The organism is Modestobacter sp. SYSU DS0657 (genome assembly GCF_054050925.1).
Genome location: NZ_JBJHAG010000011.1, coordinates 16709 through 32173, shown reverse-complemented (window position 1 = coordinate 32173; position 15465 = coordinate 16709). Strand labels below are relative to the sequence as shown.

At 73.8% G+C, this 15465-nt stretch carries 11 protein-coding genes; 8 read left to right on the top strand and 3 right to left on the bottom strand.

Translation table 11 applies throughout. The annotated features are described in order from the left end of the window. Positions 1-23: 23 nt before the first annotated feature. From ACI79A_RS09135 to ACI79A_RS09120, 4 genes are read left to right on the top strand one after another with little or no spacing between them, the layout of a single operon-like run. Positions 24-1592: a sulfatase family protein gene (locus ACI79A_RS09135; RefSeq protein ID WP_457082231.1), complete on the top strand. Its 1569-nt coding sequence runs from the start codon at positions 24-26 to the stop codon at positions 1590-1592. A 53-nt stretch (positions 1593-1645) separates the two neighbouring features. Further along, entirely contained in the window at positions 1646-4081 is a 2436-nt protein-coding gene (locus tag ACI79A_RS09130) for a beta-glucosidase (RefSeq protein ID WP_457082228.1), read from the top strand. Continuing rightward, on the top strand, positions 4078-5628 hold the full coding sequence (locus ACI79A_RS09125) for a carboxylesterase/lipase family protein (RefSeq protein WP_457082226.1): 1551 nt from the start codon (positions 4078-4080) through the stop codon (positions 5626-5628). The genes ACI79A_RS09130 and ACI79A_RS09125 overlap by 4 nt, the downstream gene beginning before the upstream one ends. Next, positions 5625-7397, top strand: a complete 1773-nt coding sequence (locus ACI79A_RS09120) for a sulfatase (protein WP_457082224.1) — start codon at positions 5625-5627, stop codon at positions 7395-7397. The genes ACI79A_RS09125 and ACI79A_RS09120 overlap by 4 nt, the downstream gene beginning before the upstream one ends. Before the next feature lie 323 nt (positions 7398-7720). Here ACI79A_RS09120 and ACI79A_RS09115 read toward each other — a convergent pair whose 3' ends face one another. Next, positions 7721-8392, bottom strand: a complete 672-nt coding sequence (locus tag ACI79A_RS09115) for a helix-turn-helix transcriptional regulator (RefSeq protein ID WP_457082222.1) — start codon at positions 8390-8392, stop codon at positions 7721-7723. A 115-nt stretch (positions 8393-8507) separates the two neighbouring features. On the opposite strand from ACI79A_RS09115, the gene ACI79A_RS09110 reads away from it, so the two are divergent. Beyond that, positions 8508-8939 carry a VOC family protein gene (locus ACI79A_RS09110; protein WP_457082220.1) on the top strand — a complete coding sequence of 144 codons (432 nt, stop codon included), beginning with the start codon at positions 8508-8510 and terminating at the stop codon, positions 8937-8939. A 187-nt stretch (positions 8940-9126) separates the two neighbouring features. Here the strand turns inward: ACI79A_RS09110 and ACI79A_RS09105 are convergent, their stop codons facing one another. Both ACI79A_RS09105 and ACI79A_RS09100 read right to left on the bottom strand, forming a co-directional pair. Continuing rightward, positions 9127-9765: an HD domain-containing protein gene (locus ACI79A_RS09105; protein WP_457082218.1), complete on the bottom strand. Its 639-nt coding sequence runs from the start codon at positions 9763-9765 to the stop codon at positions 9127-9129. Between the two features lie 14 nt (positions 9766-9779). Then, positions 9780-11981, bottom strand: a complete 2202-nt coding sequence (locus ACI79A_RS09100; protein ID WP_457082216.1) for an EAL domain-containing protein — start codon at positions 11979-11981, stop codon at positions 9780-9782. 113 nt (positions 11982-12094) lie between these two features. On the opposite strand from ACI79A_RS09100, the gene ACI79A_RS09095 reads away from it, so the two are divergent. The 3 genes from ACI79A_RS09095 to ACI79A_RS09085 are packed head-to-tail and all read left to right on the top strand — an operon-like array spanning position 12095 to position 15418. Beyond that, the gene (locus ACI79A_RS09095; RefSeq protein WP_457082214.1) at positions 12095-12544 is read left to right on the top strand and encodes a helix-turn-helix transcriptional regulator; all 450 of its coding nucleotides are present in this window, start codon (positions 12095-12097) and stop codon (positions 12542-12544) included. Between the two features lie 5 nt (positions 12545-12549). Further along, positions 12550-12993 (top strand): VOC family protein, encoded by a 444-nt coding sequence (locus ACI79A_RS09090; protein WP_457082212.1) that lies wholly within the window; start codon positions 12550-12552, stop codon positions 12991-12993. 34 nt (positions 12994-13027) lie between these two features. After that, positions 13028-15418, top strand: a complete 2391-nt coding sequence (locus tag ACI79A_RS09085) for an ATP-binding cassette domain-containing protein (RefSeq protein WP_457082210.1) — start codon at positions 13028-13030, stop codon at positions 15416-15418. The last annotated feature ends 47 nt before the right edge of the window (positions 15419-15465 follow it).

Below are 15465 nucleotides of genomic sequence, written 5' to 3'. Positions count from 1 at the left end.
CCGAACCGTCCCGGAGGCGACCCATGCGCATCATCTACATCGACGTCGACACCCTGCGCGCCGACCACACCACCCCCTACGGCTACGCCCGGCCCACCACGCCCAACCTGCAGGCGCTGGCCGACCGAGGGGTCACCTTCGACCGCTACTACTGCTCGGACTCCCCGTGCCTGCCCTCGCGTACGGCGCTGACCAGCGGCCAGTTCGGCATCAGCAACGGGGTCATCGGGCACTTCGGGGAGGCCGCCCGGTACCGGCTGGACTCCGGCCACCGGCCGCACCCCGAACGCCCGCTGCTGGGCCAGCGGCTCGGTGACCACGGCTGGTACACCGCGGCGGTCTCGATGTTCGCCGAGCGCCACCGGGCGTACCACTTCCTCGGCAACTTCCGGGAGTCGATCCGCGCCACCAACGAGATCAACGACGAGGACGGCAGCGCGATCAACCGGGTGGGGCTGGACTGGATCCGCCGCCACGCCGACGAGGACGACTGGTACCTGCACCTGACCTACTGGGAGCCGCACACCCCCTACCTCACCGAGCCCGGCTGGACGGAGAAGGCCGCCGCCTCGGGCCCGCCGCCGGCCTGGCCGGACCAGGCTGCGATCGACGGCCACCAGGAGGTCTACGGCCCGCGCAGCGCGGTCGACCTGCACTACAGCGTCGTCCCGCAGAAGTCGCCCACGCCGCACAACGCACCGGACCAGATCCGCACCCGGGCGGACTTCGAGCACCTGATCAACGGCTTCGACGGCACGATCATGTACTGGGACCAGCTGTTCGGGGAGCTGCTGGCGACGCTGGACGAGCTCGGCATCGCCGACGAGACGGCGATCATCGTCAGCGCCGACCACGGCGAGTCCTTCGGCGAGAACGGGTCCTACGGCGAGCACGGCCACGCCAACGAGGCGGTGCTGCGCCTGCCCCTGGTCGTCTACTGGCCCGGCGTCACCGACGACCTGCCCGAGTCGGCCCGGCACTGCGACAGCCTGCTCTACAACATCGACCTGGCTCCCACGCTGTGCGACCTGCTCGGCGTCCCGATCCCCTCTGGCTGGCAGGGCACCTCCTTCGCCGGTGCGGTGCGGGGGGAGGAGATCGGTTCGCGGGAGTACCTGGTGCTCGGCCAGGGGGCGCACACCTACCAGCGCGCGGTGCGCACCCGCGACCACATGTACATCCGCACGTACCACCCGGGCTGCATGAAGGTGGACTGGGAGCAGCTCTACGACGTCACCACCGACCCGCACCTGACCCGCAACCTGGTCGAGGAGCAGCCGGAGCTGGCGGGGACGATGCGCACCCACCTGGCCGAGTGGTGGCACACCTACGCCGGCCGGCCCGGCGCGCTGCCGGATCCGATGCAGACCACGCTGCAGGTGGGGCCGACGTACTACAACGACCCGGTCATGTACGCCGAGCACCTCCGCGCGACCGGACGTGCGCACCTGGCCGACGACCTCGAGCAGCAGCTGGCCACGGCCGTGGGCGCGACCCCGGTCTCCTGGCACGCCTCGGAGCAGTCCTGGACGCCGGAGCGCCGGGTCCGCATGGCGCGGATGTTCGCCCAGCGCGACGACGAGCTCGACTGAGCGGCCGCCCCGGCTCCGTGACCCTCGCAACGACGCCAGAGAGAAGCACTCCGATGCCCCGCCCGGATCTGCATGCCCTGATCGCCCGGCTCGACCTCAAGGCCAAGGTGCGGCTGCTCACCGGCAGCACGATGTACGGCCTGCACGCCGAGGAGGACATCGGCCTCGCCGAGATCCACCTGTCCGACGGGCCGACCGGGGTGCGCGGGCTGACCTTCACCAGCGGGCCCCCGGTGACGCTCTTCCCGAACGCGTCGCTGCTCGCCTCGGCGTGGAGCGACGAGGTGCTGCACGAGACCGGGCGGCTGCTCGCCGAGGAGGCCCGGGCGCAGGACGTCCACGTGGTGCTCGGCCCGACGATCAACCTGCACCGGAGCCTGCTGGGCGGCCGCCTCTTCGAGGCGTTCTCGGAGGACCCCTACCTCTCCGGCCGGCTGGCCACCGCCTATGTGCGGGGCCTGCAGGAGCAGGGCATCGGGGCCTGCCTGAAGCACGTCGTCGCCAACGAGTCCGAGACCGAACGGCACTCGGTGGACAGCGTGGTGGACGAGGCCACGCTGCGCGAGGTCTACCTGCTGCCGTTCGAGATGGCCGTCGCCGACGCCCAGCCGTGGTCGGTCATGGCTGCCTACAACCGGGTGAACGGGGTGTCCGCGACCGAGCACGACGGGCTGCTGAACGGCGTCGTCAAGGGGGAGTGGGCCTACGACGGGCTGGTCGTCTCCGACTGGTTCGCCACCCGGAGCACCGCGGCCTCGGCCAACGGCGGGCTGGACCTGGTCATGCCCGGACCGGTCGGGCCGTGGGGTGATGCCCTGGTGGCAGCGGTCTCGGCGGGAGAGGTGGCGGAGCGGATCGTCGACGAGCACCTGCACCGGCTGCTGCTGCTGGCCGAGCGCGTGAAGGCCCTGGGGGCGCCCCGGCCGGTGGTCGCCGAGCTGCCCCGGCCGGACAGCGACCTGCGCCGCGAGCAGCTCACCCGGCTGGCGGCCCAGGGCATGACCCTGGTCCGCAACGAGCGGGCCACCCTGCCCCTCGAGCGTGGGACCACGGTGGCGCTCATCGGACGGCACGCGATCGACACCGTCTGCATGGGCGGCGGATCAGCCCAGGTGAGGGCGGTGCACCAGGTGAGCATCGCCGACGGGCTCACCTCGTCGCTGGGGTCCGCGGTGAACGTCCTCGACGGTGTCGAGGTGCGCAGCCGGGCAGTGGCGGCCCGGGCCGGGACGGTGCTCGACCCGACCAGCGGCGAGAGCGGCGTGCACCTGCTGCTGCTGGGTGCCGACGGCGAGCTGATCGAGGAGCGGCACGAGCGGACGGCCACCAGCATGATCGGTGTCGACGACGACCTGCCGGCGCCGGTGACCGAGGCCCGTTTCCGGGCGGTGGTCCCGCACGGTGGCGAGATGCAGCTCGGCGCCCTCGGGGTCGGCAACTGGCGGTTCGCCGTGGCCGGCACCCCGGTCGGGGGCTTCCAGCTCCGGCTGTCGACGGAGGACGCCGGCGAAGCGATCCTCCGGCCGCCGTCGGGCACCGTCCTGGCCGAGGTGCCCGACGGCGCGCTGGTCGAGGCCACCGTCGACCTGCGCACGGCCAGCGGGCTGGGCCGACCGGGGCGGATGGCGGGAGCCGGGCTGTTCGGCCTGGTCGCCGGCCCCGCGCCGCGCGACCGCGACGTGGTGCTCCGCGAGGCGGCGGACGCCGCCCGGGGGGCCGACGTCGCCGTGGTCGTCGTCGGGATGACCGAGGAGCAGGAGACCGAGTCGGTCGACAAGTCGACCCTCGCGCTGCCCGGCGAGCAGGACGCCCTGGTCCGGGCGGTGGCTGCCGCGGCCCGGCGCACCGTGGTCGTGGTCAACTCCGCGACCCCCGTGCTGATGCCGTGGATCGAGGAGGTGGACGCCGTGCTCGTCGCCGGGCTGCCCGGGCAGGAGGCCGGCCACGCGGTCGCCGCGGTGCTGCTGGGCGACCGCGAGCCCGCCGGCCGGCTGGTCTCCACCTGGCCGGTCGCGGACGGCGCAGCCCCGGCCTGGTCGGTGACGCCGGTCGACGGCCGGCTGGTCTACGCCGAGGGAGCCTTCCTGGGCCACCGCGGGCACGCCGCCGGCCGGGCGCCGGTGCCGCTGTTCTGGTTCGGGCACGGCCTGGGCTACGGGGACTGGGAGTACTCGGACGCGCGGCTGGTGGCCGGCGCCGAGCGCCCCGGCGTCGCGGTCACCGTGACCAACACCGGTCTGCGGCGGAGCCGGGAGGTGGTGCAGGTCTACCTGCAGCCGGCCGACCCCGAGCAACCGGTCCGGCTGGCCGGCTGGCAGGCGGTGATCGTCGAACCGGGGGAGAGCCGGACCGTGGAGGTGCCGACCGACCTGCGGATGTGGCGCCGGTGGGACGTTGCCACGGGGGACTGGGACCTGCTGCCCGCGGCCGGTCAACTCGTGCTCGCCCGCGGCCTGGGCGACGTCCGCGCGCGGCTGGCCCTCTCGTGAGCGCGGACAGCGCGCCCAGGGTCGCGACCACCTCGGGCACCGTCGTCGGGGTCCAGCGCGACACCGGCGCAGCGTTCCTGGGCATCCCGTACGCGCAGCCGCCGGTCGGGCCGCTCCGCTTCGCCGCACCGGTGCCCGTGGCGCCGTGGGACGGGGAGCGGGCGGCTACCGAGATCGGGCCGACGCCACAGCGGCGCCCGTTCCGAGCGGTCACCATGGTCCCGGAACGGTCGGTGCCCGGGGACGACACCCTGAGCCTGAACGTCTTCACACCGGCGCCCGGAGAGCCCGGAGCGCGGCTGCCCGTCCTCGTCTGGATCCACGGTGGGGGATTCGTCTCCGGGGTGTCGGCGAGCCCCTGGTACGACGGCTCCGCGTTCAACCGGGACGGCGTCGTGGTGGTCTCGCTCTCCTACCGGCTGGGCTTCGACGGGTACGGGTGGATCGAGGACGCGCCACTGAACCGTGGTCTCCTCGACCAGATCGCGGCGCTGGAGTGGGTGCAGGAGAACATCGCCGCGTTCGGGGGAGACCCGGCAGCGGTCACCATCGCCGGGCAGTCCGCGGGCGGCAGCTCCGTCATGTCACTGCTGGCCGTCCCGCGGGCACAGCACCTGTTCCGTGCGGTCATCAGCCAGTCGGGCGCGGACCGCACGCAGGACGCGGCCGCGTGCGAGCAGATCGGACGGAGGATGGCGGCGGCCGCCGGGGTGGCTCCCACGCGCGCCGGTTGGTCCCGGCTGAGCGAGGACGAGGTGCTCGACGTCCAGGCGCCCTTCGGGTTCCGCCCGCAGTCGGGGCCGGTGGACCCGGTCGCGTTCGCGCGCACGAGCCTCTTCCCCAGTGACGACGGGTTGGCCTTCGGGCCGGTCGTGGACGGTGACCTGGTCCCCCAACCGGTGGAGCAGGCCCTGGCACAGGGGGTGGGTGCGGACAAGCGGCTGCTGGCCGGCAGCACCGCGCACGAGTTCACGATGGTGCTGACCCGCGCCCGCGACGCCCTGGCGGGCGAGGACGTGCACGCCGTCCTCGTGCAGGCGGGGCTGCCGGCTGCCGCTGCCGAGGACCTGCTCCGCGGGAACCCGGAGTTGACCGAGCCGGCGCACCGGCTCGCGCAGCTGCGCACGGAGACGACGTTCCGGTTGCCCCTGTTGCGTTGGGCCGAGGCGCGGGCCACCCGCGGCGGCCCGGCGGACCGCACCTGGCTCTACGACTTCCGCTGGTCCGGGACGCCGCTGGGGCTGGCCGTGCACTGCGCGGAGATCCCCTTCGCCTGGGACCTGCTCGACGCCGTGGGAGTGCCGGCGGCACTGGGGCAGAACCCACCGCAGCCGCTGGCCGACGCCATGCACGGCGCGTGGGTCCGGTTCGTCCGGGACGGTGACCCCGGCTGGGCCCGGTGGACCGACGGCCGGATCGGCATGGTGTTCGACCAGGACAGCCACCCTGGGCCGCTGTACGAGGTCGAGCGTCGACTCCAGCAGGCCCTCAGCACCGCCGCCCGACCTGAACGTCCCGCAGCCGACCTCCCCGAGGAGCACGCATGAAGGCCATCGTCCTGATGTTCGACAGCCTGAACCGGCACATGCTGCCGCCCTACGGCGACACGTTCGTCGACGCCCCCAACTTCGCCCGGCTGGCGGAGCGCACGGTGACGTTCGACAGCTTCTACGCCGGGTCGATGCCCTGCATGCCGGCCCGCCGGGAGATGCACACCGGCCGGTACAACTTCCTGCACCGCAGCTGGGGGCCGCTCGAGCCGTTCGACGACTCGATGCCGGAACTGCTGAAGCAGGCCGGCGTGCACACCCACCTCGCCACCGACCACCAGCACTACTTCGAGGACGGCGGCGGCGACTACCACACCCGCTACTCGACCTGGGAGTTCTTCCGCGGCCAGGAGGGCGACCCGTGGAAGGGTGTCGTCCCGCGGCCCACCGACCCGGTGGTCAGCTACCCCGGCCCGCCGTTCTTCCAGGCGATGCGTCGGCAGGACGTCATCAACCGCAGCTACATGCCGACCGAGGCCGATCACAACCAGACCCGCACGGTCGATGCCGGGATCCACTTCCTGGAGACCAACGCCGACGCGGACAACTGGTTGCTGCAGCTGGAGCTGTTCGACCCGCACGAGCCGTTCTTCACGCACGAGGACTACAAGAAGCGCTACGCGCACGACTACGACGGCCCGGAGTTCGACTGGCCCGGCTACCAGAAGGTGACCGAGCCCGCCGACCAGGTCGAGCACGCACGGTACGAGTACGCGGCGCTGGTCTCGATGTGCGACGCGTCGCTCGGACGGCTGCTGGACTTCATGGACGGCCACGACATGTGGGCCGACACCATGCTGATCGTCAACACCGATCACGGCTTCCTGCTCGGCGAGCGGGGCTGGTGGGCCAAGTCGGCGATGCCGTGGTTCAACGAGCTGGTCCGCCTGCCCTTCTTCCTCTGGGACCCGCGCACCGGTGAGCGGGGCACGCGCTGCGGGGCGCTGGCCCAGACGATCGACCTGGCGCCGACGCTGCTCCGCTTCTTCGGCCTCGAGCCGACACCGGACATGCAGGGCCGGGACCTGGCCGATGCGCTGGCCGCAGGCCGCCTGGCCCGCGAGGGTGCGCTCTTCGGGGCGCACGGGGGCCACGTCAACGTCACCGACGGCCGGTACGTCTACATGCGGGCGCCGGCCGAGGCCGCCAACGCCCCGCTGGACGAGCACACCCTGATGCCCAACCACATGCGCAGCCGGTTCGGGGTGGGGGAGCTCGCCGCCTGGGAGCCGGCCGAGCCGTTCTCGTTCACCAAGGGCCTGCGGACCATGCGCATCCCGGCCGGCCCGGCCCGGAACAACCCCTGGCTGCACGGGACGCTGCTGTTCGACCTGGCGGCGGACCCCGGCCAGCAGCACCCCTTGCAGGACGACGACGTCGAGCTCCGGATGCTGCGGCTGCTGGCCCGACTGATGCACGAGAACGACGCACCGGCCAGCCAGTTCCAGCGGCTGGGCATCCCGTTCGACGGCGAGATCGGCGCCGAGCACCTGCTGGTGCGGGCGCAGGCCGACCGGGCTGCCGCCACTGCCGAGCCGCTGCCGCCGCTGGCCGACCTGCCCGCCGCCGACCTGCTGACCGAGCCGCTGCCCCGGCTGCTGCAGGACGACCGGGCGCGGGCGGTGGTGGAGCGGCACGCCCCCGAGCTCACCCAGACGGAGCTGCTCACGATCCCGCCGACCATGGGGTTGCTGGGCATGGCGCGGGCCGCGCTGCTGCCTGCCGCGACGCTGCGGGCACTGGCCGAGGACCTCGCCGTCCGCTGACGGGGTGCCACGGCCCCGTGGTCAGCCCTCCGCCGCGGCGGCGTAGCGGGCGGCGAGCGTGGCGCAGGCGTCGCGCAGCTGCGGTGGGCCGACGACGCGGACCCCCGGTGTCGAACCGGCCGAGCGTCGCGGCCAGCCCGACCCAGGACCAGGCGCCCAGGGTCAGCCGGCAGCGCCCGGGGCCGAGCGGCTCCACCGTCCCGTCGAGCGCGAACGGCGCCACCTCCGTGGCCGGCAGCTCCAGCTCGACCACGCCGGTGCAGGGCCACCCGGCGGCGCCGGTCGAGCCCCGGAACCGGGCGTCGACGAAGGCCGCGACGTCGTCACCGGGTAGGCCGCGGGGGGGTGAAGCGCGGACCGGTGGGGGTGCGCGGGCTGATCCGGTCCGCGCGGAAGGTCCGCCAGTCGGCGCGGTCGAGGTCCCAGCCGACGAGGTACCACCGCCCGGCCCGGCTGACCAGGTGGTGCGGCTCCACCCGCCGCAGGGGTGGGGGCTGCGCCGGGTCGTCCCCGGAGGAGGCGGCGGCGTGGTCGAAGCGCAGCACCTCCCGCGCACGGATCGCGGTGGTGAGCGCCACCAGCACCGCCGGGTCGAGCTGGTCGCCGTCGGCGGGAACAGGCGTGACCTGGACGGCGTCGACCCGGTGCCGCAGCCGGGCCGGCATCACCTGGCGCACGGTGGCCAGGGCGCGGGCCGCCGCCTCGGTGATCCCCGCTCCGCTGGCCGCGGCGACCCGCAGCGCGACGGCGAGGGCGACCGCCTGGTCGTCGTCGAACAGCAACGGCGGCAGCTGCGCGCCGGCCGCGAGGCGGTACCCGCCGTCGGGGCCCTTGACCGCCTGCACCGGGTAGCCGAGCTCCCGGAGCCGGTCCACGTCGCGGCGCACGGTGCGCGGGGTGACCCCGAGCCGCTCGGCGAGCACGGCGCCGGGCCAGTCCCGGCGCGCCTGCAGCAGCGACAGCAGCGCCAGCAGCCGGGAGGAGGTTCCGTTCACGTCGCCGATGATGCCCCGGGTAGAGGACAGAACCTGTCCGCTTTCCTCGCCAGAGTGGCTGCACACCGCCGGCGAGCAGCGCCGGTGGGCAGGACCCAGAGGCGAGGAGCCCGACATGAGCGTCACCACGACCACCCACCTGAACTTCCGCGGCCAGGCCCGCGAGGCACTGGAGCACTACGCCACCGTCTTCGGTGGGGAGGTCATGGCGTTCACGTTCGCCCAGGGCGGCGACGAGCGGGACGCCGCCGACGGGGCCGTGCCCGACCAGCTGAAGTGGGGCGGCGTGCAGTCGCCCGGCGGCTTCTCGGTCATGGCGTTCGACGTCCCGCCGAACCGGCCGTACGACGCCGGCACCGACGCCGTCCACGTCTCGGTGCGCGGCGACGACGCCGAGGAGATCACCCGGTACTGGCACGGGCTGGCAGAGGGCGGCACCGTGCGGGCGTCGCTGGGCCCGGCGGGCCACGCCCCGCTCTACGGCATGGTCACCGACCGCTTCGGGGTGACCTGGGTCCTCGACGTGGTCATCCCGTACAACGGCTGACCCGTCCGGCCGGGGGCGCGGGCCGAGGGGTCCGCTGCCCCCGGTGCGGCCGGTCAGCGGTCGCGCGGGCGAGCGGTCCGCAGCACCGGTGGCGGCGTCGGGCGCGGTCGGCCGCTGCGTGGCGATGACCCGGGCGCCCCAGTGCCCCGCCGTCCGCACCAGCTCCTGGCGTCCTCCGGCGCGCCGGTCACTCCGGCCAGGGCGAGTTCTCGATGACCTCCACGAAGTCGACGTGCCGGTAGCCGGGCACCCGGTGCTCCAGGACGTCGCCGTTGACCGTGCCGAACGTGGTGTCGGGGCGGTGGCGGAAGCCGTCGGCGAAGGCATCGACGATCGCCGTCTTGAACCCGGGACGGGGATGGGCGGCGGTCACCGCGGCGACGTCGGCGGGTGGGAGGTCGCGGTAGCCGATGCCCAGGACGTCGGTCTCCACGCCGGCAGTGACCAGGGCGATCTCCGGCTCCAGCCGCCAGGGCACCTCGGGCGTGGTGTGCAGCGCGATCGCCTCCCAGACCAGCCGCACCCGCGGCTCGGGCACGTCGTGCGCCTGCAGGAACGCCCGCGCCTCGTCCGCGCCGTCGAGCTCGAACCGCTGGTCGTCGCGGCGGTGGCGCTCGGTCAGGCCCAGGTCGTGGAACATCGCGCCGACGTAGAGCAGCTCCGGGTCGGCGCTCAGGCCCAGCCGCCGGCCCTGGAGCGAGCCGAAGAGGAAGACCCGGCGGGAGTGGTGGAAGAGCAGGTCGTCGGTGGCGTCGCGGACCAGCTCCGTGGCCTCCCTGGTCAGGGTGGAGTCGGGGACGGCGACGCCGGCGATGGTCTCGGTCACGGGGTTCCTCTCGGTCAGGCGGTCCGGGGCTTGCCCAGGTACATCACCGCGTCCGCCCGGGCGATCAGCGTCGCGGCGTCGTCGGCGTCCCGGGGGAAGAGCGCGGCCCCCGAGCTGGCGGTCAGCCGGACGGTGACGCCGGCCAGCTCGAGCGGGCGGCCGAGCGCGGCGTGCAGGTGCTGCTGCACGCGGCGGACGGTCTCCTCGGCGGTGACCGTGCCCCGGAGACCCGGCGGCACGCCGTCGGTCGGGGGCAGGCCGGCGAGGACGGCGAGGAACTCGTCCCCGCCGAGCCGTCCGAGCAGGTCGCCGGCGCGGAGCGCCCCGCGCAGCCGGTTCGCCGCCCCGACGAGCGCCGCGTCGCCGACGGCGTGGCCGAAGCGGTCGTTGATGGCCTTGAACCCGTTGAGGTCGATCAGCACGACGGCGACGGTGCTCCCGCTCCGCCGGGCCCGGCGCAGCTCGAGGTCCAGGTGCTCCAGCACGTGCGCCCGGTTGGGGAGGCCGGTCAGCTCGTCGTGGTGCGCGAGGTACGTCGTCCGCCGTTCCCGTTCGACGCGGGCGGTCACGTCGAGCTGGCTGCCGATGTAATGGGTGATCTCCCCGCCGTTCCAGACGGCGCTGACCCGGACCTCGTTCCAGAACGGGGAGCCGTCGCGCCGGTGGTTGAGCAGCACCGCGTGCACGTCACGGCCGGCGAGGAGCCGCCGGCGGATCGGCTGGACCTGGCTGGCGTCGGTGTCCGGGCCCTGGAGGAAGCGGCAGTTGCGGCCCAGGACCTCCGCTTCGGTGTACCCGGTGATGCGCAGGAACGCGGCGTTCACGTAGACCAGGGGCAGGTCGGGCAGCCGCGCGTCGGCGATGACGATGCCGTTGCTCGCGACGGCGACGGCCCGCAGCATCAGGTCGGGCAGCTCGTCCTCGGCCACCCGGAGGACCTCGGTGTCGGCGCGGTGCTCGGTCACCAGCACCTGGGCCGGGCCGGTGGTCATGGGCCGCACCCTGTCCAGCACGAGGCCGGCCGCGTCGAGCACCCGCTGTCGGTCGTAGGTCAGCGCGTAGTCCAGCCGCCGCTCCGTGGCCTCGGCCGGCCCCCCGGACCCGCGGACCCCCGGCGGCACCTCGCGCGCGGCGAGCGCGGCGGCGAAGTGCGGGCTGACGATCGTCACGACCCACTCGGCGGCCAGCGGGTCGTCGGGCTCCAGCGCAGTGCCCACGACTCCCGGGACCGGCTCGGCGGGCATGCCGACGCCGGTCACCGCGGTCAGGGCGGTGACGCTGCCGAGCGTCTCGTACCGGCGGCGCGTGCGCGCGTTCAGCGACGCCGCGTGCTGGAAGTTCGCCAGGACCACGGTCTGCTCGTCCAGCAGCAGGGCCTGCCGTTCGAGCTGGCGGGTCATCGACGCCAGCAGCGGCACGCTGGTGCGCTGGGGCGCCGTCGCCGTGGCGAGGACCGTGTACGGCGTGACCGCCGCCCCCTCCGCCGCCGCCCCCTCCGCCGACGCCACCACCCGGGGGCTCCGCGGCCGGAAGCGCACCGCCCGCATGCCGGTCGGCAGCCGCGGCTCGGGGCGGCCGAACATCCAGCCCTGCCCCAGCCGGGCACCCAGTGCCAGGGCCCGCTCGAGGTGCTGCTCGGTCTCGATCCCCTCGGCCAGGACGACGGCGCCGGAGCGTTCCGCCTCGGCCCGGACGGCGTTGACCACCCCGGCCACCTGCAGCGTGGTGTGCCCCCGCACCAGGGCCAGGTCGAGCTTGATCACGTCCGGTCGCAGGAAGGACACCAGCGCCAGCCCGGCCGGCTCGGCGCCGACGTCGTCCAGCGCCACCCGCCAGCCGATGTCCCGGGCCCGCCGCACCCCGCGGACGAGGTCCGCCGGGCGTTCCAGCAGGTCGCGTTCGGTCACCTCGAGCACGATCTGCACCAGCGCCGGGGTGCGCTCGGCGAGCTCGGCCAGGTCGTCCGCGGAGAGGGTCGCCAGGGTCGCCGGCTCGATGTTCACGAACAGCGTCGTGGGCTCGGGGACGTCGGCCACCCCGGCCAGCGCGGCGCGCAGGCAGGCGCGGTCGAGCGCCGCGGTCGTCCCGGCGGCCGCGGCGGCGGCGAACAGGCGGGTCGGTGACTCCAGGGGCGCGGCCTCGCCGCGCGACAGCGCCTCCACGGCCACCAGCGCACCGTCGTGCAGGTCGACGATCGGCTGGAACAGCGATCGCACCGCGTCAACCGAGCGCAGCGGCCGGGGCATGCACCTCAGCCTCCCACGTGGTCCGGCGACGGGCGCGGCGTCGAGCACGCCACCGGTCCACTGGGTACGGCAGGATCCGGCCGGTGAGCAGCTCATCCGCCGCAGACCAGCGCCTGAGCGACCTCGCGCGGCTGCGCCGGGTCCGCGACCGGATCGACCGGGAGCACGCCCGTCCCCTGGACGTCGAGGCGCTCGCCCGGGGCGCGCACATGTCCGCCGGCCACCTGAGCCGGGCGTTCCGGGCCGCCTACGGCGAGCCGCCCCACGCCTACCTGATGACCCGGCGCATCGAACGCGCGATGGCGCTGCTGCGCCGGGGCGACCTGAGCGTCACCGAGGTGTGCTTCGCGGTGGGCTGCTCGTCGCTGGGCACCTTCAGCACCCGCTTCACCGAGCTGGTCGGCGTGCCGCCCAGCGTCTACCGGCGGGAGGCGGCGGGGGCGACGGCGGGCATGTCGCCGTGCGTGGCCCGGCAGGTGACCAGACCGGTCAGGAATCGAGAAGCACCGGCACCCGTGCCGTCCCTAGCGTGACCGGCATGGACGCCAGGGACAGCAAGGACGCCAGGGACATGGACCTCACCATCCACTCCAGCTTCCTGCCGCACAGCGATCCGGACGCCTCCCTGCGGTTCTGGCGCGACGTCCTCGGGTTCGACGTCCGCCTCGACGTCGGGTACGAGGGGATGCGCTGGATCACCGTGGGCCCGCCCGGTCAGCCCGACACGGCGATCGTGCTGCACCCGCCGGCCGCCGGGCCCGGCCTCACCGACGCCGAGCGCCGCACGATCGAGGAGCTGCTGGCCAAGGGCAGCTTCTTCGGCGTCAACCTGGCCACCCCGGACCTGGACGGGACGTTCGCGGCGCTGGCCGGCAGCGGCGTCGAGGTGGTCCAGGAGCCGACCGATCAGCCCTATGGTCTGCGTGACTGCGCGGTCCGCGACCCCGCGGGCAACCTGATCCGGATCCAGCAGCTGCGGTGAGCAGCCGGGCCCAGCCGGGCGGAGGGAGAGTGCGATGAGCACGGCCACCAGGACCGACGCGCCGTCCCGCGAGCCGCACGCGGCCGACCGGCACGACCTGATCCGGGTGATCGGCGCGCGGCAGAACAACCTCAAGGACGTCAGCGTCGAGATCCCGAAGCGCCGGCTGACGGTGTTCACCGGCGTCTCCGGGTCGGGCAAGAGCTCGCTGGTGTTCGGCACGATCGCCGCGGAGTCGCAGCGGCTGATCAACGAGACCTACAGCGCCTTCGTCCAGGGCTTCATGCCGTCGCTGGCCCGGCCGGACGTCGATCTGCTCGACGGACTGACGACGGCGATCATCGTCGACCAGGAGCGGATGGGCGCCAACCCCCGCTCCACGGTCGGCACCGCCACCGACGCCAACGCGATGCTGCGCATCCTGTTCAGCCGGCTGGGCGAGCCGCACATCGGCTCGCCGCAGGCCTTCTCCTTCAACGTCGCCTCGATCAGCGGCGCCGGCGCGGTCACCTTCGAGCAGGGCGGCAGGACCGTCAAGGAGCGCCGCGAGTTCAGCATCACCGGCGGCATGTGCCCGCGCTGCGAGGGGATGGGCCGGGTCACCGACATCGACGTCACCCAGCTCTACGACGACAGCAAGTCGCTCAACGAGGGCCCGTTCACCGTCCCCGGCTACAGCGCCGACGGCTGGTACGGGCGCATCTACAGCGGCTCCGGGTTCTTCGACCCGGACAAGCCGATCCGCGACTTCACCGACGCCGAGCTGCACGACCTGCTGCACCGGGAACCCACCAAGATCAAGGTCGACGGGATCAACCTGACCTACGAGGGACTGATCCCGAAGATCCAGAAGTCGATGCTCAGCAAGGACCGGGAGGCGATGCAGCCGCACGTGCGGGCGTTCGTGGACCGCGCGGTCGTCTTCACCACCTGCCCGGACTGCGACGGCACCCGGCTCAGCGCGGAGGCCCGCTCCGCACGCATCCGGGGCACCAACATCGCCGAGGCCTGTGCGATGCAGATCAGCGACCTGGCCGAGTGGGTCCGCGGGATCGACGAGCCGTCGGTGGCGCCGCTGCTGGGCGGGCTGGAGGAGACCCTCGACGCGTTCGTGGAGATCGGGCTGGGCTACCTCAGCCTCGACCGGCCGGCGGGCACGCTGTCCGGCGGCGAGGCGCAGCGCACCAAGATGATCCGCCACCTCGGCTCCTCGCTCACCGACGTCACCTACGTCTTCGACGAGCCGACGATCGGCCTGCACCCGCACGACATCGGGCGGATGAACGACCTGCTGCTGCGGTTGCGCGACAAGGGCAACACCGTGCTCGTCGTCGAGCACAAGCCGGAGACGATCGCGATCGCCGACCACGTCGTCGACCTCGGCCCCGGCGCCGGGGCGGCCGGCGGCACGATCTGCTTCGAGGGCACGGTCGACGGGCTGCGGGCCAGCGGCACCCTCACCGGCCGGCACCTCGACGACCGGGTCTCGGTGAAGCCCGCCGTCCGCACGCCGTCGGGTGCGCTGGAGGTGCGCGGTGCGAGCACCCACAACCTGCGCGACGTCGACGTCGACATCCCGCTCGGCGTGCTGGTGGTGCTGACCGGCGTGGCGGGGTCGGGCAAGAGCTCGCTGATCTCGGGGTCGGTGTCCGGCCGGGACGGGGTCGTGACGGTCGACCAGACCCCGATCCGCGGCTCCCGCCGGAGCAACCCGGCGACCTACACCGGGCTGCTGGACCCGATCCGCAAGGCCTTCGCCAAGGCCAACGGGGTGAAGCCGGCCCTGTTCAGCGCCAACTCGGAGGGTGCCTGCCCCACGTGCAAGGGGGCCGGGGTGGTGTACACCGACCTGGCGACGATGGCCGCCGTCGCCACCCCCTGCGAGGAGTGCGAGGGCCGGCGGTTCCAGGCCTCGGTGCTGGAGTACCGCCTGGGTGGGCGGGACATCAGCGAGGTGCTGGCCATGTCGGTGGCCGAGGCCGAGGAGTTCTTCGGCGCCGGTGACGCGCGCACGCCGGCTGCGCACAAGGTGCTGACCCATCTGGCCGACGTGGGGCTCGGCTACCTCACCCTCGGCCAGCCGCTCACCACGCTGTCCGGCGGCGAGCGGCAGCGGCTCAAGCTGGCGACCCACATGGGGGAGCAGGGCGGCGTCTACGTGCTGGACGAGCCCACCACCGGTCTGCACCTGGCCGACGTGCAACAGCTGCTCGGCCTGCTCGACCGGCTGGTCGACGCCGGGACGTCGGTCGTCGTCATCGAGCACCACCAGGCGGTGATGGCCCACGCCGACTGGATCATCGACCTCGGACCCGGGGCCGGCCACGACGGCGGCCGGGTGGTCTTCGAGGGCATCCCGGCCGACCTGGTGGCCTCGCGCGCCACCCTGACCGGGGAGCACCTGGCGGCCTACGTCGGCGGGTGAGCCCGGGCGCGGCCGACAGTGGTGTTTACAACGTAAACATGACTGTC